Source organism: Croceitalea sp. W27 (assembly GCF_055693185.1).
Genome location: NZ_CM146327.1, coordinates 2,863,825 through 2,888,951, shown reverse-complemented (window position 1 = coordinate 2,888,951; position 25,127 = coordinate 2,863,825). Strand labels below are relative to the sequence as shown.

General features: G+C 38.5%; 21 protein-coding genes. 15 read left to right on the top strand and 6 right to left on the bottom strand.

Translation table 11 applies throughout. The features are described from left to right. Positions 1-42: 42 nt before the first annotated feature. Positions 43-765 (bottom strand): copper homeostasis protein CutC, encoded by a 723-nt coding sequence (locus tag ACZ1GR_RS13105; protein WP_472609401.1) that lies wholly within the window; start codon positions 763-765, stop codon positions 43-45. A 41-nt stretch (positions 766-806) separates the two neighbouring features. Here ACZ1GR_RS13105 and ACZ1GR_RS13100 point away from each other — a divergent pair, with 41 nt between their 5' ends. Continuing rightward, positions 807-1,793, top strand: coding sequence for an isoaspartyl peptidase/L-asparaginase family protein (locus tag ACZ1GR_RS13100; RefSeq protein WP_472609400.1), 987 nt, complete (start codon positions 807-809; stop codon positions 1,791-1,793). A gap of 98 nt (positions 1,794-1,891) precedes the next feature. Further along, positions 1,892-4,753 (top strand): DNA polymerase I, encoded by a 2,862-nt coding sequence (gene polA, locus ACZ1GR_RS13095; RefSeq protein WP_472609399.1) that lies wholly within the window; start codon positions 1,892-1,894, stop codon positions 4,751-4,753. Here polA and ACZ1GR_RS13090 read toward each other — a convergent pair. Further along, positions 4,750-4,956: a hypothetical protein gene (locus ACZ1GR_RS13090; protein ID WP_472609398.1), complete on the bottom strand. Its 207-nt coding sequence runs from the start codon at positions 4,954-4,956 to the stop codon at positions 4,750-4,752. The two genes, polA and ACZ1GR_RS13090, sit on opposite strands and share 4 nt — an antisense overlap. Before the next feature lie 112 nt (positions 4,957-5,068). On the opposite strand from ACZ1GR_RS13090, the gene ACZ1GR_RS13085 reads away from it, so the two are divergent. Next, entirely contained in the window at positions 5,069-5,617 is a 549-nt protein-coding gene (locus tag ACZ1GR_RS13085) for a hypothetical protein (RefSeq protein WP_472609397.1), read from the top strand. Here ACZ1GR_RS13085 and ACZ1GR_RS13080 read toward each other — a convergent pair whose 3' ends face one another. Continuing rightward, positions 5,618-6,061 (bottom strand): MarR family winged helix-turn-helix transcriptional regulator, encoded by a 444-nt coding sequence (locus ACZ1GR_RS13080; protein WP_472609396.1) that lies wholly within the window; start codon positions 6,059-6,061, stop codon positions 5,618-5,620. A 175-nt stretch (positions 6,062-6,236) separates the two neighbouring features. On the opposite strand from ACZ1GR_RS13080, the gene hppD reads away from it, so the two are divergent. The 5 genes from hppD to hisC all read left to right on the top strand — a co-directional run bounded on the left by hppD (position 6,237) and on the right by hisC (position 11,897). Next, on the top strand, positions 6,237-7,370 hold the full coding sequence (hppD, locus tag ACZ1GR_RS13075; protein WP_472609395.1) for a 4-hydroxyphenylpyruvate dioxygenase: 1,134 nt from the start codon (positions 6,237-6,239) through the stop codon (positions 7,368-7,370). Between the two features lie 82 nt (positions 7,371-7,452). After that, positions 7,453-8,610: a homogentisate 1,2-dioxygenase gene (locus ACZ1GR_RS13070; protein ID WP_472609394.1), complete on the top strand. Its 1,158-nt coding sequence runs from the start codon at positions 7,453-7,455 to the stop codon at positions 8,608-8,610. 85 nt (positions 8,611-8,695) lie between these two features. Then, positions 8,696-9,922 carry a fumarylacetoacetase gene (fahA, locus tag ACZ1GR_RS13065; RefSeq protein ID WP_472611818.1) on the top strand — a complete coding sequence of 409 codons (1,227 nt, stop codon included), beginning with the start codon at positions 8,696-8,698 and terminating at the stop codon, positions 9,920-9,922. An 8-nt stretch (positions 9,923-9,930) separates the two neighbouring features. Next, a complete protein-coding gene (locus ACZ1GR_RS13060; RefSeq protein WP_472609393.1) occupies positions 9,931-10,809 on the top strand; it encodes a flavin reductase family protein in 879 nt (292 codons plus the stop codon). Further along, entirely contained in the window at positions 10,806-11,897 is a 1,092-nt protein-coding gene (gene hisC, locus ACZ1GR_RS13055; RefSeq protein ID WP_472609392.1) for a histidinol-phosphate transaminase, read from the top strand. Before ACZ1GR_RS13060 ends, hisC begins: the two co-directional genes overlap by 4 nt. A gap of 46 nt (positions 11,898-11,943) precedes the next feature. Here the strand turns inward: hisC and ACZ1GR_RS13050 are convergent, their stop codons facing one another. The 3 genes from ACZ1GR_RS13050 to ACZ1GR_RS13040 all read right to left on the bottom strand — a co-directional run bounded on the left by ACZ1GR_RS13050 (position 11,944) and on the right by ACZ1GR_RS13040 (position 17,854). Further along, positions 11,944-12,435, bottom strand: coding sequence for a lipocalin-like domain-containing protein (locus ACZ1GR_RS13050; RefSeq protein WP_472609391.1), 492 nt, complete (start codon positions 12,433-12,435; stop codon positions 11,944-11,946). 72 nt (positions 12,436-12,507) lie between these two features. Continuing rightward, complete coding sequence (locus ACZ1GR_RS13045; protein ID WP_472609390.1) at positions 12,508-15,132, bottom strand: DUF5916 domain-containing protein; 2,625 nt, start codon at positions 15,130-15,132, stop codon at positions 12,508-12,510. A 91-nt stretch (positions 15,133-15,223) separates the two neighbouring features. Beyond that, positions 15,224-17,854: a DUF5916 domain-containing protein gene (locus tag ACZ1GR_RS13040; protein WP_472611817.1), complete on the bottom strand. Its 2,631-nt coding sequence runs from the start codon at positions 17,852-17,854 to the stop codon at positions 15,224-15,226. 270 nt (positions 17,855-18,124) lie between these two features. On the opposite strand from ACZ1GR_RS13040, the gene rplM reads away from it, so the two are divergent. The 7 genes from rplM to ACZ1GR_RS13005 all read left to right on the top strand — a co-directional run bounded on the left by rplM (position 18,125) and on the right by ACZ1GR_RS13005 (position 25,114). After that, positions 18,125-18,580 carry a 50S ribosomal protein L13 gene (gene rplM / locus ACZ1GR_RS13035; protein WP_377768110.1) on the top strand — a complete coding sequence of 152 codons (456 nt, stop codon included), beginning with the start codon at positions 18,125-18,127 and terminating at the stop codon, positions 18,578-18,580. Further along, complete coding sequence (rpsI, locus tag ACZ1GR_RS13030; protein ID WP_377768109.1) at positions 18,580-18,966, top strand: 30S ribosomal protein S9; 387 nt, start codon at positions 18,580-18,582, stop codon at positions 18,964-18,966. Before rplM ends, rpsI begins: the two co-directional genes overlap by 1 nt. A gap of 240 nt (positions 18,967-19,206) precedes the next feature. Further along, a complete protein-coding gene (rpsB, locus tag ACZ1GR_RS13025) occupies positions 19,207-20,307 on the top strand; it encodes a 30S ribosomal protein S2 (protein WP_377768108.1) in 1,101 nt (366 codons plus the stop codon). A 71-nt stretch (positions 20,308-20,378) separates the two neighbouring features. Beyond that, positions 20,379-21,203: a translation elongation factor Ts gene (gene tsf, locus ACZ1GR_RS13020; RefSeq protein WP_472609389.1), complete on the top strand. Its 825-nt coding sequence runs from the start codon at positions 20,379-20,381 to the stop codon at positions 21,201-21,203. A 129-nt stretch (positions 21,204-21,332) separates the two neighbouring features. Further along, the gene (gene pyrH / locus ACZ1GR_RS13015) at positions 21,333-22,040 is read left to right on the top strand and encodes a UMP kinase (RefSeq protein WP_472609388.1); all 708 of its coding nucleotides are present in this window, start codon (positions 21,333-21,335) and stop codon (positions 22,038-22,040) included. 43 nt (positions 22,041-22,083) lie between these two features. After that, complete coding sequence (frr, locus tag ACZ1GR_RS13010; protein WP_377768101.1) at positions 22,084-22,638, top strand: ribosome recycling factor; 555 nt, start codon at positions 22,084-22,086, stop codon at positions 22,636-22,638. Positions 22,639-22,717: 79 nt separating this feature from the next. Then, entirely contained in the window at positions 22,718-25,114 is a 2,397-nt protein-coding gene (locus tag ACZ1GR_RS13005; RefSeq protein ID WP_472609387.1) for an efflux RND transporter permease subunit, read from the top strand. The last annotated feature ends 13 nt before the right edge of the window (positions 25,115-25,127 follow it).

Genomic DNA, 25,127 nt, shown 5'->3' with positions numbered 1-25,127 from the left:
AAAGCTATTTTTTCTAGAAAAAGTAAAGGTAGTTTTTGCGTTTTATTTAACGTGCTGAACTATTTGACGAATAAGCTCCATATTAGTTACAGCTACCTGGTGTTCTACCAGATGAGTTTCAGAATTCATTGAAATTTTATTAGCAACGGAAACAGTATTATGAAAAGTAGTACCCGAGAGATGTATCGCTTTTAGGCCAATTGCTTTAAAAACATCAATATTGGTTTTATTAATACCCGACCCGGCCATAATCGTGATTTTTTTTGCAATGGAATTTAAATCAGCCAACAAATCAATGCCCTTCTCTGCCGATATTTGTTTGCCAGAAGTCAAAACGGTATCTACCTCAAAGGACTCCAATTGACACAGAGCTTCTAGCGGATTCGGAATCCAATCAAAGGCTCTATGAAAAGTAAAATGCAAGTGGCCTGCCACCTCGACCAAAGACTTTGTGCGTTCAACATCAAGCGTACCGTCGGTGTTTAGTACACCTGAAACGATTCCGTCTACGCCCAGTTCTTTACACAGCTCAATATCATTCAATAAAACCTCATACTCACTATCAGAATAAGTGAAGTGACCACTTCGCGGTCTTACCAATACATGAACAGGAATGGACAGTTTTTTTTTTACTGTGGTGATTAAACCATATGAAGGTGTAACACCGCCAATGCCCAGTTCTGAACAGAGCTCGATACGGTCTGCCCCGGCCTTTTCGGCATTCAAGGCCGATTCTAAAGAATTGGCACAAACTTCAACAAGCATATTGTTATATTTATTGAGCATTAAAAATAAACAACCCAAGCATGCAAAGACGTAAATTCCTAAAAAAATCAAGCTTAAGTACTGCTGGCATTCTTTCCGCGCCGATTTTAGCTTCTTGCAAAACAGAGCCCAAAACAAAAAATATAGTTACCACTGACTCGACCATAAAACCCATTGTTATTGCCACATGGAATGTGCCGAATGCAACTGCCGAAGCTTGGGAAGTTCTACAAAAATCTGGCAGCGCCTTAGATGCAGTAGAAGCTGGCGTAAAAATGGAAGAAGCCGATATAAATAACCAATCTGTCGGTAAAGGTGGTAGACCAGATAGGGATGGCAACGTAACATTAGACGCCTGCATTATGGACCAGAATGGAAATTGTGGCGCGGTCGTCTACATGCAAAATGTAACCCATGCCATTTCAGTAGCACGAAAAGTAATGGAAGACACTCCACATGTCATGTTAGCTGGTTCGGGAGCTGAAAAATTTGCCTACGAAAAAGGATTTCCAAAGGAAAATCTGCTCACTGAAAAATCTAAGGCAGAATGGTTGGAGTGGAAAAAGGAGTCAAAATATGCGCCTGTAATCAATATTGAAAATCACGATACTATTGGCATGTTGGCTATTGATGCAAAGGGTGATATATCTGGAGCTTGTACCACAAGTGGAATGGCCTATAAAATGGCCGGGCGCGTAGGAGATTCGCCTGTTATCGGTTCAGGCTTGTTTGTGGATAACGAAATTGGAGGAGCAACAGCCACAGGTCAAGGAGAGGAAATTGTAAAAACTGTTGGCAGCTTTTTGGTGGTGGAACTCATGCGACAAGGCCGTTCCCCACAAGAAGCTTGTGAAGAAGCGGTCAACCGAATCATTAAAAACGACCCGAATTATAAGGATATTCAGGTTGGCTACATTGCCGTTAACAAAAAAGGCGAAACAGGAGGCTATTGCATTCATCCCGGTTTTAGTTATCGCGTTTATTCAGAAGAAGGGCATGAAAATATTACATCAAAGAGTTATTTGTGATTGTTCAAAAGTCTTAATTCTTACCTCATTTTATCTAAGGTCTTTTTTCTACTTTTAAAGACTTTGAACTTTTAACTTAGTACTTAAATTTTTCAAACATGTCTGACCAAAAAAGACTCTTTTTATTAGATGCCTATGCGCTAATTTTTCGTGGGTATTACGCCCTTATAAAGAACCCAAGAATCAATTCCAAGGGTATGGATACCTCAGCCATCATGGGTTTTATGAATTCACTATTTGATGTCATCAAGCGGGAACAACCCGACCACTTGGCCGTTGCTTTCGATAAAGGAGGAAGTGTAGAACGAACAGAAATGTTCGAAGCGTACAAAGCAAATAGGGATGAAACCCCCGATGCCATAAAAATAGCCGTACCCTATATTCAGAATATCTTAAAAGCAATGAAAATTCCGATTGTGGAATTGGAGGGTTATGAGGCCGATGACCTCATTGGAACCATTGCCAAACAGGCCGAAAAAGAAAACTATAAAGTCTTTATGGTTACTCCTGATAAGGATTTTGGGCAATTGGTCTCCGAAAATATTTTTATGTATCGCCCGGCTAGAATGGGTAATGGCATTGAAATCTGGGGTATCCCCGAAATTCAAAAGCGTTTTGGCGTACAACGTCCAGAACAGGTTATCGACTATCTAGGAATGATGGGTGATGCAAGTGATAATATTCCTGGATTACCTGGTGTTGGAGATAAAACGGCAAAGAAATTTCTTGAGCAATTTGGCGATATGGAGGGTCTTTTGGCCAATACCAATCAGCTAAAAGGCAAAATGAAGGAGAAAGTAGAAGAAAATGCCGAGCTCGGTCGTCTTTCACGAAAACTGGCCGAGATAAAGATTGACTGTGAGGTTACTTTCAATGCCAAAGATTATGAAATGTGTGAACCTGATAGCGCTCAGGTACAAGAAATTTTTGAAGAATTAGAATTCAGAAGACTAAAAGACCAGTTTATAAAGATATTCTTTGAAGAAGCCCAAGCAGATGCTAATCAAGAATCTGGCGATACGATTTCAAATAAAGTACGCTCCGAAGGCAGTCGCGTAGAAGCCAAGGCAGCGGGCAGTGGTCAATTTTCACTTTTTGGGGGTAATCCTTCCGATGCTCCCGCTACCATCAAAGATGTAAGCAGCAGAAATAAAATTGAGGATATTTCACACTTTTATCAACTTGTGCAGTCAGGCTTGGCCATGGATTTGTTCTTGAAACAACTCATGCAACAAATTTCTGTTTGTTTTGATACCGAAACGACTTCTTTAAATCCTTTAGAGGCAGAACTAGTGGGTATCGCTTTTAGTTGGAATACGGGCACAGGGTTCTATGTTCCATTTCCTGAGGAGAAAGAACAGGCAAATCGACTTATTGAACAGCTGCGCCCATTCTTTGAATCGGAAAGCATCGAAAAAGTAGGACAAAACCTAAAGTATGACATTAAGGTGATGCAAAACTATGGCGTTCAGGTAAAAGGGAAACTTTTTGACACCATGCTAGCGCATTACCTTATCAATCCTGATATGCGTCATAATATGGATGTGCTAGCGGAAACCTACCTCAACTACACGCCAGTCTCAATAACCGAACTTATTGGTAAAAAGGGAAAGAACCAACTTTCTATGCGTGATGTTCCTTTGGAAAAACAAACCGAATATGCTGTTGAAGATGCTGATATTACGCTACAATTGGCGCATCATTTTAGACCCGAATTGACCGAGGCAAAAACCGAAAAGCTTTTTAACGAAATTGAAATTCCGCTGTTACGTGTTTTAGCGGATATGGAAAGTGAAGGTATCAACCTGGATAAAGACTTTTTAGGCTCCTTATCCGCAGACTTAAATACAGATATTCAAAATTTAGAACAAAGTATTTACGAAGCGGCCGGGCAAGAATTCAATATAGGTTCTCCGAAACAACTAGGGGAAATTTTATTCGACAAGATGAAGTTGGTCGATAAACCCAAAAAGACCAAAACAGGTCAATATTCCACTGCCGAAGATGTGCTTTCTTATTTGGCAAAAGACCATGAAATAATTCAGAATGTTTTAGACTATCGTGGGCTTGCCAAACTAAAAAGCACCTATGTTGATGCGCTCCCTGAGCAGGTAGAAGCAAAAACAAAACGGGTACATACAGATTACATGCAAACCGTGGCTGCTACCGGCAGACTTAGTAGTAACAATCCTAATTTACAGAATATCCCTATACGTACGGAACGCGGACGTGAAGTACGGAAAGCATTCGTACCTAGAGATAAAGACTATGTTCTATTAGCTGCAGATTACTCACAAATAGAGCTTCGCATTATCGCTGCTTTAAGCGAGGAAGACACCATGATCGAAGCCTTTAAAAATGGTGAGGACATTCATGCGTCTACAGCTTCAAAAGTGTTCAATGTACCTTTAGAAGAGGTAACACGTGAGCAACGTAGCAATGCTAAAACTGTCAACTTTGGGATAATCTACGGTGTTTCTGCCTTCGGCTTGAGCAACCAAACGGATTTAACCAGGGCAGAATCCAAAGAGCTTATTGAAACCTATTATAAGACCTATCCTAAATTACGCAATTACATGGGTGAGCAGGTAGACTTTGCCCGAGACAATGGTTATGTACAAACGGTATTGGGGCGCAGAAGGTATTTAAAAGATATCAATGCGGGCAATCAAGTAGTGCGTGGTGCTGCGGAGCGAAATGCCGTTAATGCCCCCATACAGGGAAGCGCTGCAGACATTATCAAGATTGCGATGATCAATATCCATAAAAAACTTACTGACGGAAAGTATAAAACCAAAATGCTACTCCAGGTGCATGATGAACTGGTTTTTGACTGCTATAAACCAGAGCTTGAAGAAATGAAAACCTTAATTAAATCTGAAATGGAAAATGCCTACACCATGGCAGTACCTTTAGATGTTGAAGTTGGTATTGGCGAAAATTGGTTGGAAGCGCATTAAAATTTAAAAAACACCCTGCGGGTGTTTTTTTCTTTACCAACGAAAGCTAGTTTAAACTTTGGTTTCTTTTCTTTTTTAGGGGTCTGTCGCTCTTTTTCTGCTTCCTTATTTCGCAATCGAGCTTCTTGCTCAAAATGTGCAAACATTTCCATTGAAAATGGGGCTGCTTGCCAAACACTTGGGTAATGCTTTAACTTTTTCATATTGAAACAATTTTCAATTAATAGCTGCAAAATTCAAACAAACAGCATTAAATCAAAACAACGTGTTTTTCCAATTTATATGCTATTTTAACCCAAAGCTTTTAAAGGTCAAATGAAGTCAACGCTATCCGACAAACTCCAATTCACTAAAACCTCGCTACAAAAAAATAGCGGGCCCTTACTAATTATGCTGCTGTTCGTAGTATTGGGAATATTTTTAGTTTACTTGGGACTTCGCACCGAAACTACCTTTCTATGGATTTTTGGAGCTGTTTTTGGTGGCTTACCGCTATTGGGAATTCTATTTACCATACCCTCTAGCTTTTTGTACTATTATGAGCAGGCCCAAATCAAAAAATATGGAACTTATGGTACGGCCAATATTGTTGAAAAAGAGGAAAAAGATGTTTCATATATCGATAAAGTGGGTAATCGGCGCGTTAATGTAAAAGCGTTTCAATATTTTCTGACCTACGCTTTTGAGCACAACGGCCAAAGCGTTCAAAATACATTTTTAGTAGCGGGTAAAAATTGTTTTGATGCCTTAGAAATTGGTGAAAAAATTCCTATCCGCTTTTTACGCACCAATCCGAAAAAGTCAACTATTAGAAGACGCAAGTTGGCAAATGAACTTGGTCTGCCAATAGAAGATTGCCAATAATTATTCTTCGTAGTTATCGCCAATCTGATCTAATACTTTTAGAAAAGTTTCAAACTCCAGCACATCCAAACCTTTAATGGCTTGCCTACGCAACTGTTTTGCATGGGGCTCGATGAGTGCAATAACCTCTTGCCCACGCTTTGTAAGCTCCAGTTTAAAACGTTTGAAATCCCCTTCAAAACGTGTTTTTTTTATCCACTTTTTTCCCTCTAGCTTTCCTATTACCCTAGACGTTGTAGCCCGATTGCGAAAATTAGATTTTACAATATCAGATTGTGAAGCCTCCTCACCCAACTGATAAATTCGATACAGAATTACCCATTGCTCAATAGTAAGATCTAGTTGTAGCTCTTGAAAAGTTCTCAAATAGGCATCTTGCACTTTTCTAAGCACTAAATCTAAGTGCAATCCAATACCAGAAATTTCATCTATTTGATTGAGCATAATTCACTCTTTTGTCATTCCGCACTTGATGCTGAATCCATTAAACAAAATAGATTCCTGCTTTCGCAGGAATGACAGTTAAAATTATTAAACTAAAACCTTTTCGTATTCCAAAAATACGTATTTTTGTTGCATTAGCAACAATTATAATAAAACACATCAAAATATACAGCATATGGAAACTACAACTTTACCAAAATTGCACGAAGACGCTCAAGACTTTATGCCTATCAATGGCACAGATTATATTGAACTTTACGTAGGTAACTCTAAGCAAGCGGCCCATTTCTATAAATCAGCCTTTGGCTTTCAATCATATGCTTATGCTGGCTTACAAACAGGTTTAAAAGACCGAGAAAGCTATGTAGTTATACAAGATAAAATACGATTGGTATTAACTTCGCCCCTAAAGAGTGGTACCGAAATTGGAAAGCATATTGACACACATGGTGATGGTGTAAAAGTAGTCGCCTTGTGGGTAGACGATGCCACTTACGCCTATAACACAGCCATGAGCAAAGGAGCCAAATCTTATATGGAGCCGGTGACAGAAGAAGATGAAAACGGAAAAGTAGTTCGTGCAGGAATCTATACCTACGGTGAAACAGTTCATATTTTTGTAGAACGTAAAGATTATAAGGGAACATTCTTACCAGGTTACACCGCTTGGGAAACTCCAGACTTTAACCCTGCCCCTACAGGATTAAAATATGTTGACCATATGGTAGGCAATGTGGATTGGAATCGTATGAACCACTGGGTAGAATTCTACGAAAAAGTGATGGGCTTTGTCAATATACTTTCATTTGACGATAATGATATTTCTACAGAATACACGGCTCTAATGAGTAAGGTGATGAGCAACGGAAACGGTAGGATTAAATTTCCTATTAATGAGCCTGCTGAAGGCGCCAAAAGATCCCAAGTTGAAGAGTACTTAGATTTCTACGAAGGTGAAGGAGTGCAACATATTGCGGTAGCCACTGACGATATTATAAAAACTGTTCGTGATCTAAGAAGTCGCGGTATAGAATTCTTGAATATTCCTGATACTTATTACGATGCAGTAACCGATCGTGTAGGTAAAATTGACGAAGACATTGCCCCATTAAAAGAGCTTGGTATTTTGGTAGACCGTGATGATGAAGGCTATCTTTTACAAATTTTCACCAGACCAATTGAACCAAGACCGACAATGTTTTTTGAAATCATTCAAAGAAAAGGTGCACAGTCATTTGGAAAAGGTAACTTTAAGGCACTCTTTGAAGCTATCGAGCTTGAGCAACAATTGAGAGGTACTTTGCACTAAGGTGTGGTTTAAAGTTTCAGGTTTAAGATGCTATTTTTTAAGCTTGAATCTGAAACTTGTATTTGAACTTTAAAACAACGTTATGCCTATTTATCATAAACTCGGGCAGTTTCCTCAGAAGCGACACACGCAGTTCACAAAACCTGACGGAAGCCTATACTATGAACAACTATTCGGGACCATTGGGTTTGATGGCATGTCATCACTACTCTACCATGTTCATCGCCCAACACAGGTAAAAGAGGTCGGTGAGGCAATTGATGTGAGCCCAAAAATTGCGGAAGCGAAGCACATTAAATCTAGAAAGTTAATTGGGTTTGATGTATTGCCAAAAGCCGATTTTTTGGAATCTCGAGAACCTATGTTAGTGAATAACGATGTTCATATTGGTTTGGCCGCTCCAAAGAAATCGATGACTTCTTATTTTTATAAGAATTCCGATGCCGATGAAATGTTATTTATTCATAGAGGCACCGGAACCTTAAAAACTTTTTTAGGGGATATTCCTTTTGAATATGGAGATTATCTTATCATTCCACGCGGAATGATATATCAAATTGAGTTTGATACTGAAGACAATCGCATTTTATATGCAGAGTCTTTTCACCCTATTTATACGCCAAAACGATATCGCAATTGGTTTGGGCAGTTGTTAGAGCATTCCCCTTTTTGCGAAAGGGATTACAAACTGCCTGAAAATTTACAAACACACGATGAAAAAGGTGAGTTCGTGATGAAAATTAAAAAGCAAGGCATGCTGCATAGCTTAGTCTATGCAACGCACCCTTTTGATGTCGTTGGCTGGGATGGTTATAATTATCCATACGGATTTTCCATTCACAATTTTGAGCCTATTACCGGTCGTGTTCATCAACCGCCACCAGTGCATCAAACTTTTGAGACCAGTGCTTTTGTCATATGCTCTTTCTGCCCACGGTTGTACGATTATCACCCGAAGTCTATTCCTGCACCATATAACCATAGCAATATAGATTCTGATGAAATGCTGTATTATGTTGATGGCGATTTTATGAGTAGAACAGGTATTGGTCCTGGTTATATTTCGTTGCACCCTGCCGGCATCCCTCATGGACCGCATCCGGGAACTTACGAAGCGAGTATCGGTAAAAAAGAAACAGAAGAATTAGCAGTAATGATCGATACTTTTAAACCATTACAATTGACAGAAAATGCCATGAAAATTGATGATGGCAAGTATTACAAATCTTGGATAGAATAAAAATTAGACTTGAGACGATAGATTTGAGAATCGAGAAAAAATCTCATTAAGCACTCACATCTAAAATCTCAATACTCACATCTATATAAAAATGATAATAAACATACCTGAAAACTCAGATTTTTCCATACACAACATTCCTTTCGGAATTTTCTCCACTGCCGATAGAAGCCCTAGGGCCGGTGTTGCTATTGGTGAGCACATTCTAGATTTAGCCGCCCTTGCAGAACTTGATGTTTTTGAATTTAATACGGCCGTATTCGAGAAAGATACCTTGAACGACTTTATCTCTCTTGGAAAACAGATAACCAAAAAAGTTCGTAAAGACATTCAGGTTTGGCTACAAGATGACAATTCCATTTTGGCCGGAAAACCAGAACTTTTTGTAAAACAAGTGGACGCAGAAATGCATATGCCCGTGGCCATAGGAGACTACACCGACTTCTATTCTAGTATTGAACATGCTACCAATGTGGGTAAGATGTTCCGCGACCCAGAAAATGCATTATTGCCTAACTGGAAACATATTCCTGTAGGTTATCATGGTCGTGCAAGTTCAATTGTAGTTAGTGGAGTACCGGTTCATAGACCAAAAGGACAAACCATTCCTAATGATTCCAAACAGCCGGTTTTCGGACCATCTCAGCGCGTAGATTTTGAATTGGAAATGGGCTTTATTACTGGAAAAAACACAAAACTCGGAGAATCCATTTCTACCGATGAAGCTGACAATTATATTTTTGGACTGGTTTTATTAAATGACTGGTCGGCACGTGACATTCAAAAATGGGAATATGTACCGTTAGGACCGTTCTTGGCCAAGAACTTCGCATCGCATATCTCACCTTGGATAGTTACATTAGAAGCGCTAGAGCCTTTTAAAGTTTCAGGGCCTGAACAAAAACCTGAAGTATTACCCTATTTAAAATATCAAGGTGAGAAAAATTATGATATTCACCTAGAAGTGGGGATTACACCTGAACAAAGCGAGGAACAGACCGTATGCCGTTCCAACTTTAAATACATGTATTGGAATATGGAGCAGCAACTTGCCCACCACACCGTAAATGGATGTAATATCAATGTAGGAGACCTATACGGCTCAGGTACTATCTCGGGAAAAGATGAAAAATCTTATGGCTCAATGTTAGAATTAGCCTGGATGGGAACCAAACCCGTAAAAATGAAGGACGGTACCGAACGTAAATTCATTAACGATGGCGACACGGTTACCATGAGAGGATTCGCTGAAAAAGATGGCAAACGAGTTGGTTTTGGAGAGGTATCTGCCAAGATTTTACCAGCTAAATAAAAACATCGATGACAAAAACCATAGACCCTATCGCTATTCCACAACCCGAGTTGCACGCCTACTTACTTTCAGCGGTAGCACCGAGACCCATTTGCTTTGCCAGCACTATCGATAAGGAAGGTAATGTGAATTTGAGTCCGTTTAGTTTTTTCAATGTTTTTAGTTCTAATCCGCCCATCATGATTTTTTCTCCTGCACGAAGTGGTAGGGACAATTCTTTAAAGCATACGCACATCAATGTCAAGGAAGTACCTGAAGTAGTTATCAATATTGTAAACTATCCTATTGTTGAGCAGATGTCTTTATCTAGCACTGCTTATGACAAAGGGGTGAACGAATTTGTAAAGGCCGGTCTTACCCAAGTTGCTAGTGAAAAAGTGAAACCCCCAAGAGTTGGCGAAGCTCCGGTAGCTTTTGAATGTTCCGTAACTGAAGTCATCGAGCTTGCAGATACCCCGGGCTCTGGAAACCTCATACTTGCAAAGGTAGAACTCATCCATATCAATGAAAAATACCTAACGGACGATAAGCTAGACACCACAAAATTAGATTTAGTTGGCCGTATGGGAGGTAGTTGGTATACCCGTTCAAGTGGAGATTCACTCTTTGAGATTCCGAAACCAATACGTACTAAAGGAATAGGTGTTAATGCATTACCTGAAAATATTCGTAACAGTTCTGTACTCACAGGTAACAATCTTGGGCGTTTGGGCAATGTGGAAGAGTTACCAACCCTTACAGAAATCGAAAAAGTTGCTGATCACGAAGACATTAAAGACCTGACCAAAAAATCGGAATTACATAAAATAGCGAAAGAAGTTTTAGAGGCGGGCCATACAAAACAAGCTTTGAGCATATTAATGCATGCAGAAAAATTTAATGGATGAGCAAGACAATTGAGTCGATATTCAAAACACACTTAAAACCAAAAGAAGTTTATCAAGGGGGTAAAAATCCGCCCACTTCCAATGGAAAAAAAATATATAAACTATCTTCTAACGAAAATCCCCTAGGGCAGTCTCCAAAGGCAACTGAAGCTTTGTTAAAGGCAGCTAAACATATTGATGTTTATCCAGACCAAACGGATATTCGATTGCGTGAGGCGCTTGTAAAAGATTTTGATGGACAATTAAATGCAAATCAATTTATCTGCGGAAACAGTGGTTCAGAAATTATTGATATGCTTCTTAGGGCTTTTGTCAATGAAGGTGATGAAGTGATTTACTCCAACCCATGTTTTTTACCCTATGCCGTATTTTCTAGATGGTACGGTGCAAAACAGGTAGATGTTCCTTTATTGAATACCACTTATGATTTAGATATAGAAGGCATTTTAAATGCAGTTACGGACAAAACAAAAATCATTTTTCTGACTAGTCCTAATAACCCTACTGGAACCTATATTCCAAAATCGGTTCTAGATGATTTCTTTACTCGAATTCCTAAAGATATTGTTATCGTTTTTGATGAAGTTTATCGTCATTTTGCCGATGCTGAAGATTATATTTCGGGTTTACCTTACGTAACGGAAGGACATAATGTGGTCGCTGTAAATAGCTTTTCCAAGACCTACGGTTTGGCGGGCCAGCGAATAGGTTATTGCTATACCACGGAAACCATTGCCAATTACGTTCGGCAAATTCATAAACCTTTTCTTTTACCTATTACTTCAATTGAAGCAGCAATAGGCGCTTTAAATGATACCGACTTTATCGCAGAAACCGTAAAAACCGTTCAAGTCGGTAGAAAGTATTTGACCGCTGAATTTGATAAACTGAGAATTAAATACTGGCCAACACAAGGAAACTTCTTTATAATTGACCCGCCCTTACCAGAATTTGAATTTACCGATATGCTTATGGAGCAAGGTATAATGGTAAGGCCTGTTTCTCAATTTGGAGCTCCAGGAAAAATTAGAATTACCATTGGAACGCAAGAGGCCAATGAGGCCTTGGTAAAGGCTTTAAAAAAATAAAGCCCATTGTTTCCAATAGGCTGTGTTTTTCTTAATTATCTTAAAACTATTGCCTCGTAAAAACTACCTCAGCACCAGCGTAATTCTCTGCATTGATAGCCTCACCCAATATAATTAAGGTATTTCCGTCTAATTCTATAGTTATGGTCTCTTCTTCTTGATTTTCATTGATGAAAGTCAATTGATCTCCCACTAAAGTCCATACTGTGGTTTCAGTATCACTTTGCGCTGGACAAGGAACATCCAAGCCCATAGTACCAACATTGACCTCAATGTAATTTACCTTATTATCGGCAGAAGCTGTTCCATCAGCATTAAAAGTAAAACTTACCAAAACGCAGCCTTCTTCCACTAATCGATCTACAATTTCATCAGCTAAATTCAACGAGGTATCATTGGGGTCTTCTGGAAAACGTACATCCGTCATATTCCAGGTTCCCACTAAGGCCGAACCCTCCAACATCTCATTATCTTCACCATCCGTAGAGCAGCTGGCTAAAGTGAATACAGTTAAAATTGCAATTATACCTTTTTTCATGTCTGTTGTTTTAATTCGTACTGTTCAGAACGAAAAAAAGAAAACAATAGTGTATCGTAAGTAAATTACTGATTATAAGATAAATCGGTAAGTGGCTTTAAGCAAAAAGGTGTTGTCTCTTTTCTGACCTAAAATTTGATTATCCAGACTACGACCTAAAGAATCGGAAGGGTCACCAAATCCCGTAACACCCTGAGACCAGACTAAAAATACTTCGGAACCTGGAATGTATTCCCAACGAACCACCAAATTGGAACGAAACTGGACAAATGAAAAATCTGGGTCATTAAACTCATAATCCGTAACGGAGTCCAAATCTTCGTCAATTAGAAAAGTATTGTCTGTCGATTGTGAAATTTGGTTAGCGTTATAAAGACTTATTCGTTCATTAAGGTCTTCGGCAGCAGCATTATTTACAAAATTAAAATTGGTGTATGTTCCTCTTGAAATAAAAGGCTGCCCATAATACTGAATACTTAAATTTGGATTGATACTATAATTAAAACGCAAGGTTGTACTGAAGGTCCGTTGATCTATTTCGCCTAAAATATAGCGTGGTGTACCTAGAAAATCTCTTTCAGTGATATACTGTGTTTTGCTTGGGTTCTCTTCGTATTCAAAATTAAGTGAAAGACTAAAAGCATCAAAAGGCTGGTATCGCGTTCTTAAAACATATCTCACCAAAGAAAAATTATCTTGTTGAGCTTGACTATTAACATAACCGACGGTAGCATTAAATTTTTTACTTCTATCCGTTCCAGCAAAAACAAAAAAGAAATTTTCTTCATTAAAACGCCAGCGTGGGCCACCGCGTAAAATCGTATTCAAGAAAATACGAGGTTTGTGTGTTGCGCCACCTTCGGTAAACCAATTATTTGCATAGTTTATAAAGCCTCGAAAATCATATTGAACTCTATTATAGTTGCCTTCAAAATCAAAGGCGCTACTCTGACCTAATGTCAAACTAGCCGTGCGCAGTAATTTTGTCGGTTTTAAAAAAAGATACTGAAGATTGGCGAACTGCCTAATATCATCGGCCTGCCTTAAAAAACCAACATCGTTTAATTCTAGCTCTGGAGAGCGCCAGAAACCACCAGTTTCAAATCGCCAGTTTCCGCCACCCGATTTGCCAAAATTTAGCTTCCCTCCAGTTCCGGTAAGCGAAGTTCTTGTTGGGTCAACTTCAACATGAGTGGCATCTGTTCTCTGAAACAGATGAGCCAGACTTTGTTGCGTTCTTAATATTGCTTCTGGGCTTCCGGTGACATGACTTGTAACAATATTACCCTCTATATAGTAATTTCTATTCTGCCAACTGTGTCTAAAATCCAATCCTCCGGTATATGCCGCTTCGTGCAAAAAGTCTAAATTACCTTCTAACTTGCGGTTGGTTGCGGTAAAAATTCCTCCAACAAAAGAATTTCTCTCATTAAAATCTTTTTGAAGTCTGCCTACCAAATAATTGGTAAAAGGTTCAACCAATTCCTCTCGACGGTCGCCGTTTGAATCCACTTCTGCAAAAACTTTACCGGTCACGCTTTCCAATAAACCAATGGACCAGCCGTTTTTGGTCTTTCCTGAGAATTTAGCTGCACCTAGAATTGCTGTATTATTAGGCACATTGGCAAATTCCCCCGCATCCAAATTTGGAAAACCTTGTGGACTTCTGCCTATACGACGGCTGTAAAAAACATTGTCATTTCCATTTGCAAATTCATAATCAAAAATATTCTTGTTTTCTACAAAAAAAGGGCGTTGTTCTCGAAAGAATATCTGAAAACCATCAAGCGCAATCGCTCCAGGGTCTGCCTCTACCTGACCAAAATCTGGATTAACCGTTAGGTCTAAGGTCAAGTCGTTGGTGATTCCGATTTTGGCATCTAGACCGCCATTTAATCTAAAGTCAGATCCATCTCTAAAAGGGTTTCCTTCTTCTGCCGGGTAAGTATCATATTGTTTCACAACAAAAGGCTGAATTTCCAATTGTTTCTGAGGCTCAATATCTATTAACCCATGCAGCTCACCAAATTCACTAACAAAGCCCGATAAATCTTGGGGTACGCGCTGCCATACAGAGCGTTCTTGAGCCCTGAAAAATAACCGGGTAACCTGTAGCCCCCAGATTTGCTCCTTAGCTTTTCCGAACTTTAACTGGCTGAACGGAATTTTAGCTTCCGCCGTCCAACCCTGGCTATCAATGTTTGAAGCGGTATACCAAATCGGGTTCCAACTATCATCAAAGTTGTTTCCATTTTCAGATACAAACTCATCACCTTTAACCCCCGCGGCCGTTGTTGTAAAAGAAAATGCCGTTCTCTTATCATGATAACTATCGATAATTATGGCTATTCTATCACCAGCAAAATCATCGCGTCGTGACAATCTTCGCTCTATTTTATCGGGTTCTGAATCGTAACATCTGTATGCAACATAGAGGAATTTATCGTCATAAAGAATCTTAAACTTTGATTGTTCGCTTGGCGGGGTATTTTCATCTGGTTCTCTTTCGACAAACGCTTCGGACCAATCTACCAAACCCCAGGCTTGGTCATTTAAAGTGCCATCTATTATTGGTGCATTATTACCTTTTATGGGCTTTGTGGTATAAACGAATTTGGGAACGGGGGCAATCGAATCTTGTGCTTTTGTGCTAAAAAAAGCGCACATAGCAAAAAGTGTAAAGAGCGTTTTTTGCATGATGAAATTGGTCTGGCTTGATGAATACCCAAAAATAAAGGGCTTCAATGATAGAAGCCCTTAGTTTAATTTTTAATTAACAGTATTACTGTCATAAAACAAATCGATAGGTTGCCTTTAACAGAAAGATGTTTTGTGGTTTTTGTCCGAAAATATTGTCGCCCAAGCCTGTAAATAAACCTTGACTTGGATCACCTGATTGCGATACATCTTGAGACCATACTAGAAAAATTTCTGAGCCAGGTATATACTCCCAACGAACGACTAAATTTGAACGAAACTGTACAAAAGAAAAATCTGGATTACCAAAACTGAAATCGGTTACTCCATTCAAATCTTCATCAACACTGTAAGTGCCATCTGCTAAAGAAACTTGATTGTTGTCATATTGCACAAAACGATTTTCAAAACGTTTTGCCGTAGCATCATTTACATGCTTAAAATTAGAATACCTGCCTCTAGAAATAAAAGGCTGCCCCCAATATTGAATAGTTAGATTAGGATTAATGGTATAATTTAACCTAAAGGACATGCTTAAAGTGCGTTGTTCAATTTCTCCATTTAGATATCTGGGCGCCCCATTTACATCAAGATTACTTACAAATTGCAACTTATCATTATTGATATTATATGAAGGAAAAGCGGAAACCCGAATAGCATCTACGGGCTGATAGGTTACACCTGCCCTAATAAAATATGAGTTAAAAGAATTATCTACCGCTTTACGACCATTATGAAAAACATTAAAGCGCACTTTTTTTCTATTGTCCGTATTGATTCCATTCCAAAAACTACCCCATGGCGATTGCCTTAACCGGGGACCTCCTCTGAGTGCAAAGTTTGAATATTGAACAGGAGCATAGTTAAATCCAGCATTAGTGAACCAGTTATTTTTCCAGTTTTGCCAACTGTTGGTATTAAATTGAAGGTAATTGTGGTTACCCTCAAAATCCCAAGCGGTCCAATGGTTGTAATTAATACCAACCCGTCTAAAAGTGCTATCCGGCTTTAAAGTTTGATATCCTACCCAAGTGTAATGTCTAATATCATCTGCCTGTCGTTGAAAACCTAAATCATTCAACTCAAGTTCTGGTGAGCGCCATGTGCCCCCAGATTCAAAACGCCAATGTCCATTACCAATCTTGCCGATTTTTACATCTCCTCCTGTTCCTGTTAGTGTTGTTTTAGTCTCATCAACTTCAACATGATCAGCGCCTACTCGCTGAAACAATCTAGTTATTGATCTCTGCGTATTTTCAATGGCTTCTTCACTTCCTTGAACGTGGCTCAAAATAATATTCCCACCAAAATACCAATCACGATTGTTCCATTGGTGTTTAAAATCCAAACCTCCGGTATAAGCGGATTTATGCAAAAAATTCAACCCTTCAGTAAGGTTATCACGATTGGTTGCAGTAAAAACTCCCCCAACAAAAGAATTTCTATCATTAAAATCTTTTTGAACTCGCCCAACGAAGTAATTGGTTAAAGGTTCTACGACTTCTCTTCTTCGTTCTCCATTATTATCTATCGTAGCATACTTTTTGGCCGTGACACTTTCTAAAACACCCAAAGCCCAACCATCTTTAGTTTTTCCGCTAAATTTTGCGGCACCTATTATTTGGGTATTATCTGGAATTTCAACAAATTCTCCATCAGAGGTATTAGGAAAGCCCTGAGGACTACGTCCTATTCGACGCGAGTAAAACACATTATCCGAACCAAATGTGTTTCCCGCTTCAGATTGAGAAATATTAAAGTCAAAAATGTTCTTGTTCTCTACAAAAAATGGACGTTGCTCACGAAAGAAAATTTGAAATCCATCTAATGCAATAGCAGAAGGATCTGCCTCAACCTGACCAAAATCGGGGTTTACCGTTAAATCTAAAGTCAGGTCGTTTGTAATACCAATTTTTGCATCAAGCCCAACCGTAAGATTGGTTTCATTTCCATCTCGAAATGGGTTTCCTTCCTCAGCTTCATACGTCTCACCACTCGCAACAGTGTATGGCTGAATTTCCAACTGTTTTTGGGGCTCAATATTTTTCAATCCATGTAATTCTCCAAATTCACTCACCCAACCCGGCTGATCAACTGGCTTGCGCTGCCATAAAGAACGTTCTTCTCCCCTAAAAAATCGTCGTGTTGATTGTAACCCCCAAACTTGATTGTCAGAACTACCAAATTTTAATTGACTTAGCGGAATCTTTAATTCGGCAGTCCAACCTTCACCATCTATATTAGTTTTGGTATACCAAATTGGGTTCCAGCTGCCATCCCAATTATTACCATTGTTAGAAATAAATTCATCTCCCTTTACCCCTGCCGCCGTAACTGTAAAAGAAAATGCAGTACGCTTGTCATGATAACTATCAATATTAAATTCTACCCAATCTCCCTCAAAACCATCTCTTCTAGAAAGTCTTTTTACGATTTCATCAGGTTCATCATCATAACATCGTACACCTATATATAGGTATTTGCTATCATATAAAATTTTAAATTTTGTCTGATAACTAGGAGGTGTATTTTCATCAGGCTGATTTTCAATGTAATCACTTGTCCACTCCACAATATTCCATGCGTTGTCATCTAAAAGACCATCAACAATCGGAGTCTTTTCTGAACCTAATGGTTTTGTCAAATAAATTCTTTTGGGAATAACTTCTGTAGTATCTTGCGTTTGTTCGTTCTCTTGAGCGTTTAGCCAGCAAGAAGACAGAACAAGGGCAAGAAAAAAGGTTGGATTTCTCACGACGTTCGTTTTTTGATTAGATGTGTAGTAAAGACTTACCTAATCTCGAAGAGTTACAGTAAAAAGGAGTTTTAATGTTTTTTTAACAAAAATCTTTTCAATCCTTTTTGATGACATTTTAATTATTCTAAAAATTAAAAAATATTCTTTCCCAACCATTTGCAATTCAATCTAATAATTGTACATTTGCAGCCCGTTATTCGGGAACGATTACAAAATTTAATACTATTTCGAGAAGTGGATACATTAAGTTACAAAACGATTTCTGCCAATAAGTCTACCGTTGATAAGCAATGGGTATTGGTTGATGCTGAAGGACAGACATTAGGTAGATTGGCGTCTAAAGTTGCCAAAATATTAAGAGGAAAGTACAAGCCAAACTTTACTCCTCACGTAGATTGTGGTGACAATGTAGTTGTTATCAATGCTGAGAAAGTTCAAATGAGCGGAAATAAGTGGAACGATAAAACCTATTTAAGATATACAGGTTACCCAGGTGGTCAACGTTCAACAAGTGCTTCTGAATTGTTGGAAAAGCATCCTGAAAGAATTATAGAGAAATCCGTAAAGGGAATGCTTCCTAAAAATAAATTGGGTGCTGATTTATTCAGAAACCTAAAAGTATATGCTGGAGCTGAGCATGGTCAAGAAGCTCAAAAACCTAAAGCAATTAACCTAAACGACTACAAATAATGGACGTTATTCATAAAATTGGGAGAAGAAAAACAGCCGTAGCTCGTGTATACGTTTCTGAAGGAAAAGGAAACATTACCGTTAACAAAAGAACGCTAGAGGAATATTTTTCTACTGCAACATTACAATACAAGGTAAAACAACCTTTTACACTTACTGAAACTGATGGAAACTACGACGTTAAAGTAAATGTATACGGCGGTGGAATAACTGGGCAGGCAGAAGCGGTTCGTTTAGCATTGTCTAGAGCAATGTGCGAAATAGATGCTGAAAACAGAGCTGTTTTAAAACCAGAAGGTTTGCTTACTAGAGATCCAAGAATGGTAGAGCGTAAGAAATTCGGACAGAAGAAAGCTCGTAAGAAATTCCAGTTCTCTAAACGTTAATACAAGATTACAAGGCATCCTTTTTGGGTGCCTCTATTATATTTTCTAACAAAGTTCATTGAAAGTTTTTGCCTGTTGGCAAAAGCAATTAAAAAATCCCAAAAGCCAATACCAATGGCAGCTTACTATAAGCTTTGGGTAAATTAGTTTAGCATCTAAATGATAAAGGCTTCCTTAACTCCGGTTTTTGGATACCACTTTTTCATTGCTAATTCAAAAGAACGTAAACTAAATTTAAAAATGGCGAAAGTCGAAGTAAAACAATTATTAGAAGCAGGTGTGCATTTTGGGCACCTAACAAGAAAGTGGAATCCAAACATGGCTCCTTACATCTACATGGAGCGCAACGGTATTCACGTTATCAATCTTTACAAAACGGTTGCAAAATTAGATGAGGCCAATGAGGCTTTAAGGAAAATTGCGGCATCTGGAAGAAAAATCCTTTTTGTAGCTACCAAAAAACAAGCGAAAGACATCGTTGCCGAAAAGGTTTCTAATGTAAACATGCCTTTCATTACAGAAAGATGGCCCGGCGGTATGTTGACCAATTTTGTTACTATCAGAAAAGCTGTTAAAAAAATGGCCTCTATTGATAGAATGAAGAAAGACGGAACATTTCTTACCCTTTCAAAGAAAGAGCGTTTACAGGTTGATCGTTTAAGAGCTAAGCTAGAGAAAAACTTAGGTTCTATCTCTGAGATGACACGTCTACCTGGAGCAATTTTTATTGTTGATACCATGCGTGAACATATTGCCGTGAAAGAAGCTCAAAAATTGAATATTCCAATTTTTGCCATGGTGGATACCAATTCTGACCCAAGACCTATCGATTTTATTATTCCTGCAAATGACGATGCCGGTAAATCTATCGAGGTTATCATGGGTGCTGTTACCGAAGCTGTAGCAGAAGGTCTAGCAGAAAGAAAAGCCGAAAAACAAGGAGATAAAGAAGGTAAGGAAGAAGCCAAGCCAAAAGAAAAGGCTGCAGCGCCAAAAGCTGAAAAAGAAGTAAAAGAAAAAGTTGAAGCTGCCCCAGCAAAAGAAGAGCCAAAAAAGAAGGCTCCAGCGAAAGTCAAAGCCGACGACCTAACGAAGGTTGAAGGTATAGGCCCAAAAGCAGCCGAGGCACTAGTTGCAGCAAGTATCGCTACATACGCTGATTTAGCAAAAGCCAAACCAGAGGCTATAAAAACTATTCTTACAGATGCTAGCCCAAGGTTAGCCCACTTAGAACCTGCATCTTGGCCAAAACAAGCCAAAATGGCGGCCGATGGAAAATGGGACGAACTTAAAGAGTGGCAAGACAACACCAAAGGTGGTGTTGAAGATTCTGAAGAGTAGTTCAACAATTACGAATAACAAGATGGCCAATGTGGCCTCTTACAATACATAAATTTTAAAAAAGTATACAAATGGCAAAGATTACAGCCGCTGAAGTAAATAAATTAAGAAAGACTACCGGAGCTGGTATGATGGATTGTAAAAATGCATTAGTTGAAGCTGACGGTGATTTTGACAAAGCAATTGAAATTCTTCGCAAGAAGGGTCAAAAAGTTGCTGCGAAAAGAGCCGATAGAGATTCTTCGGAGGGAGCAGCAATTGCAAAGGTTGATGCTAACAATAGTAACGGTGTCATAATTTCATTGAATTGTGAAACCGATTTCGTAGCAAAGAATGAAACTTTTGTAACCTTAGCTAACGAACTAGCCGATTTAGCCTTAGGTTTTGACAATAAAGATGATTTCATGAACGCTTCTTACAACGGAATGACCGTTTCTGAAAAATTAACGGAACAAACTGGAGTAATTGGTGAGAAAATTGAAATTGGAAGTTTTGAAAAATTAAGTGCTCCCTTTGTTGGGTCGTACATTCATGCAGGAAACAAAATTGCAACATTAGTAGGCCTATCTGCTGCAGTTGATGGGGCCGCTGAAGCTGCAAAAGATGTTGCTATGCAAGCAGCTGCAATGAACCCCGTTGCTTTAAATGAAGAAGGTGTTGATCAATCTGTTATTGATAAAGAAATTGAAATTGCAAAAGATCAATTACGTCAAGAAGGAAAACCAGAAGCAATGTTGGAAAATATTGCAAAAGGTAAATTGAAGCGTTTCTTTAAAGACAACACTTTAATAAATCAGGCCTTCATTAAAGATAATAAGCAAAGCGTTGCTCAATATGTAAAATCTGTTGATTCTAGTTTAGAAGTAACAGGTTTTTCTAGGGTCGCTCTAGGATAATTTCCTTTTATTTATAGAATAAAAACCCTGACCAGTAGGTCAGGGTTTTTTGTTTTACAATCTTCCATTTATCTCGAAATAGCGTAATTTTTTTTGATTATTTTTGTTCCGATTTCATAAAAACGATAGATGCAATACAAAAGAATTCTTTTAAAGTTAAGTGGCGAAGCCTTAATGGGAGACCAGCAATATGGCATTGACCCAAAAAGAATTGCAGAATATGCAGAAGACATCAAAGCTGTAATGGCAAAAGGGGTAGAGCTAGCTATCGTTATAGGGGGTGGAAATATTTTTAGAGGATTGGCCGGCGCAAGTCAAGGTATGGACCGTGTTCAAGGCGATCATATGGGCATGTTGGCAACCGTAATCAACAGTTTGGCTTTGCAAAGTGCTCTTGAAATTCAAGGGGTAGAGACAAGGGTACAAACTGCTATAAAAATCAATGAGGTTGCAGAACCCTTTATTCGCAGAAGAGCAATGCGACACCTTGAAAAAGGTCGCGTTGTAATTTTTGGTGGTGGAACTGGAAATCCTTATTTCACAACGGATTCTGCAGCAGTACTCAGGGCAATAGAAATTAAGGCCGACGTTATTCTAAAGGGCACACGTGTAGATGGAATTTACACTTCAGACCCAGAAAAAGATAAAAATGCCACTAAATTTGACAATCTATCCTTTAAAGAAGTACTTAGCAAGGGGCTAAAAGTTATGGATACCACAGCATTTACGCTAAGTCAAGAAAATGAACTACCAATAATTGTTTTCGATATGAATACTAGGGGTAATTTGATGAAAATTGTTTCAGGAGAAAGTATTGGAACACTTGTAAACGTGTAGTGCTGGCACAATAATTGGTTGATGAATTAAAAAGAATACGATTATGAACGAAGACGTAACATTTATAATTGACACCACTAAAGAGGGTATGGAAGCTGCCATGACCCATCTTGAAAAAGCTTTTATAAAAATTAGAGCCGGTAAGGCTAGCCCTGTAATGCTCTCAACTGTTATGGTTGAATATTATGGCTCCCCTACTCCGTTAGGTCAAGTTTCAAATGTAAATACCCCAGATGCCAGAACCATTTCGGTACAGCCATGGGAAAAAAGTCTGCTTCAAGACATAGAGACGGCAATCATGAATGCCAATTTAGGATTCAACCCTATGAACAATGGCGAAATGATTATTATCAATGTTCCGCCATTAACCGAAGAGAGAAGACGCGATTTGGTAAAGCAGGCCAAAAGCGAAGCTGAAGATGCTAAAGTCAGTGTTCGCAGTGCTCGCCAAGAAGCCAATAAAGAGCTTAAAAAGTTGGATATTTCTGAAGACCTCTTAGCCAACGCCGAGGTTGATGTGCAAGCCTTAACCGATAACTATATCAAAAAAATAGATAGTGTATTTGAAGTTAAGGAAGCGGAGATAATGAAAGTATAATTTCTTCGTCTTTAGATCCCTAGCCTTTCCTTAGGTACACAAGCAATGATTTTCTACCTTTGCCAACAATTAAATTGAAATGCTAAAAAAGCTTTTTCAAGGATTTTGGGCGGGTCTTGCACGACTAATCCTTCGCAATAGAATATTAATTTTACTGGGTATTGTAGCCGCCACAGTTTTTTTGGGGCTACAATGGAAAAACATGCGCTTCTCTAATACAGAAGCGAATATTCTGCCCGATGACCATCCTGAAACTGTACAATACGAAGCTTTTGTCAAACTATTTGGTCAAGAAGACAATGCCATTGTTCTTGCTATCAAAGACAGCTTACTGTTTTTACCTGAAAATTTCAATCGCTGGAACAAGCTTAGCAAGCAATTTGAAGCTATCCCAGAAACTGATTTTGTTATATCTACGGAAAATTTAAAGGAATTGGTCAAAGACAACGAAAAACAAGAGTTTTTCCTAAAGCCATTTCTTGATTCGCCAGCAAAAACAAAAGAGGAAGTTATTGCTTTAAAGGAACATCTCTTTAATGACTTGCCATTTTATGAAAACTTGCTTTTTAACAAGGAAAGTGGCTCTGTTAGAATGGTTGTCTACATGGACAAAGACATACTAAACGAACCTGTTAGAAACGAATTTATTCTAAACGATTTAGAAGGTCTTGTGGACGACTTTGAGAAAGAAACCGGATTAGACGTACGAGTTTCGGGCATGCCTTACATTAGAACCTGGAATTCAAAAATCATAATAGATGAAATCGGAATTTTCATTCTAGGAGCCTTATTAGTTACATCCATCATATTTTTCTTCTTTTTTAGAAGCTTTAGAGCCACCTTTATTTCAATGTTCGTTGTAATTATAGGGGTAATGTGGGCCTTCGGCATACTCGGTTTATTTAAATATGAAATTACCATTCTTACGGCGCTCATTCCGCCTTTAATAATCGTAATTGGTATTCCCAACTGTATTTTCTTAATCAATAAATACCAGCAAGAAGTAAAAAAGCATGGCAATCAAGCGCTTTCGTTACAACGAGTAATTTCCAAAATTGGAAATGCTACTCTAATGACCAATGTCACAACGGCATCAGGATTTGCAACCTTTATCATATTAGATAGTGACCTACTTAAGGAATTTGGAATTGTAGCTTCCATAAATATCCTTTGCATTTTTATGTTGTCATTACTGATAATACCCATACTTTATAGCTTTATGCCTTTACCAAAGACAAAGCATTTAAAGCACTTGAACAAAAAATGGATTGATTTGTTTGTGAATTGGATGGAGCGCATAGTTAGAAACCATCGTATAGCGGTCTACATAACTTCCGTCATCGTTTTGGTATTGAGTATTGTTGGTATATATCAAATCGAAATCACTGGCAGCAGAATCGAAGACCTGCCAAAAAATACAAAATTTGTGAACGATGTTCGCTTTTTTGAAGAGGAGTTCGATGGCATCATGCCGGTCGAAGTTGTAGTGGATACCAAACAAAAAAACGGTATTTTAAAACCTGCCACACTGCGTAGAATGGACCAATTGGCAACGGAAATTAGTGAGACCCCCGAACTCTCTAAATCTGTCTCGGTGGTTAATTTGGTTAAGTATTCCAAACAAGCATTCTACAATGGCATTCCGAAATACTATCAGCTTCCAACCTCTCAAGAGAATACCTTTATCATGGATGTGGCACGAAAATCTGCCGATAATGGAAACTTACTTGAAAGCTTTGTAGATAGTACTGGGCAAACAGCAAGAATGACCACTTTTATGCGCGACGTAAAAACAGAGCGCATGGAAGAAATCGAATCCGATTTAATTAAATCCATAGCCAAAATATTTCCCAAAGAGCGCTACAATGTTTTTATTACAGGTAAAGCTCTTTTATTCTTAAAAGGGACAAAGTATTTGGTCAAAAATTTGTTGTTATCCCTAGCCTTGGCCATTGGCTTGATTTCATTATTTATGGCCTATCTATTTCGTTCGTTTAGAATGATATTGATTTCACTGGTGCCGAATCTATTGCCCCTGGTTATTACAGCGGGCCTTATGGGTTATTTAGGAGTACCTATAAAACCCTCAACTATCCTAGTATTTAGTATTGCTTTTGGCATTTCTGTAGATGATACGATTCACTTTTTGGCAAAATACCGACAAGAGTTGATAGCCAATCGTTGGCAAATTAAAAAATCGGTTTATAATGCATTGCGCGAAACCGGGGTTAGTATGTTCTACACCTCGATTGTCTTATTTTTCGGTTTTTCGGTTTTTATCGTTTCTAGTTTTGGAGGAACCAAAGCTTTGGGAGGCTTAGTTTCGGCTACTTTACTCTTTGCAATGTTGTCTAACCTAATTCTACTTCCATCTCTTTTACTCTCTTTAGAGAAAAACATCGCCAACAAAAAAGTATTCAAAAAGCCTCAGATAAATATTTTACCAAAAGAAGACGAAAGTCCTAAAAGTAAATAGAAGCTTTCAACTT

Excerpts from the sequence above, each read along its gene's own strand:
- ACZ1GR_RS13105 (WP_472609401.1), bottom strand. The coding sequence starts at position 765 with ATGCTTGTTGAAGTTTGTGCCAATTCTTTAGAATCGGCCTTGAATGCC.
- ACZ1GR_RS13100 (WP_472609400.1), top strand. The coding sequence starts at position 807 with ATGCAAAGACGTAAATTCCTAAAAAAATCAAGCTTAAGTACTGCTGGC.
- polA (WP_472609399.1), top strand. The coding sequence starts at position 1,892 with ATGTCTGACCAAAAAAGACTCTTTTTATTAGATGCCTATGCGCTAATT.
- ACZ1GR_RS13090 (WP_472609398.1), bottom strand. The coding sequence starts at position 4,956 with ATGAAAAAGTTAAAGCATTACCCAAGTGTTTGGCAAGCAGCCCCATTT.
- ACZ1GR_RS13085 (WP_472609397.1), top strand. The coding sequence starts at position 5,069 with ATGAAGTCAACGCTATCCGACAAACTCCAATTCACTAAAACCTCGCTA.
- ACZ1GR_RS13080 (WP_472609396.1), bottom strand. The coding sequence starts at position 6,061 with ATGCTCAATCAAATAGATGAAATTTCTGGTATTGGATTGCACTTAGAT.
- hppD (WP_472609395.1), top strand. The coding sequence starts at position 6,237 with ATGGAAACTACAACTTTACCAAAATTGCACGAAGACGCTCAAGACTTT.
- ACZ1GR_RS13070 (WP_472609394.1), top strand. The coding sequence starts at position 7,453 with ATGCCTATTTATCATAAACTCGGGCAGTTTCCTCAGAAGCGACACACG.
- ACZ1GR_RS13060 (WP_472609393.1), top strand. The coding sequence starts at position 9,931 with ATGACAAAAACCATAGACCCTATCGCTATTCCACAACCCGAGTTGCAC.
- hisC (WP_472609392.1), top strand. The coding sequence starts at position 10,806 with ATGAGCAAGACAATTGAGTCGATATTCAAAACACACTTAAAACCAAAA.
- ACZ1GR_RS13050 (WP_472609391.1), bottom strand. The coding sequence starts at position 12,435 with ATGAAAAAAGGTATAATTGCAATTTTAACTGTATTCACTTTAGCCAGC.
- ACZ1GR_RS13045 (WP_472609390.1), bottom strand. The coding sequence starts at position 15,132 with ATGCAAAAAACGCTCTTTACACTTTTTGCTATGTGCGCTTTTTTTAGC.
- rpsI (WP_377768109.1), top strand. The coding sequence starts at position 18,580 with ATGGACGTTATTCATAAAATTGGGAGAAGAAAAACAGCCGTAGCTCGT.
- rpsB (WP_377768108.1), top strand. The coding sequence starts at position 19,207 with ATGGCGAAAGTCGAAGTAAAACAATTATTAGAAGCAGGTGTGCATTTT.
- tsf (WP_472609389.1), top strand. The coding sequence starts at position 20,379 with ATGGCAAAGATTACAGCCGCTGAAGTAAATAAATTAAGAAAGACTACC.
- pyrH (WP_472609388.1), top strand. The coding sequence starts at position 21,333 with ATGCAATACAAAAGAATTCTTTTAAAGTTAAGTGGCGAAGCCTTAATG.
- frr (WP_377768101.1), top strand. The coding sequence starts at position 22,084 with ATGAACGAAGACGTAACATTTATAATTGACACCACTAAAGAGGGTATG.
- ACZ1GR_RS13005 (WP_472609387.1), top strand. The coding sequence starts at position 22,718 with ATGCTAAAAAAGCTTTTTCAAGGATTTTGGGCGGGTCTTGCACGACTA.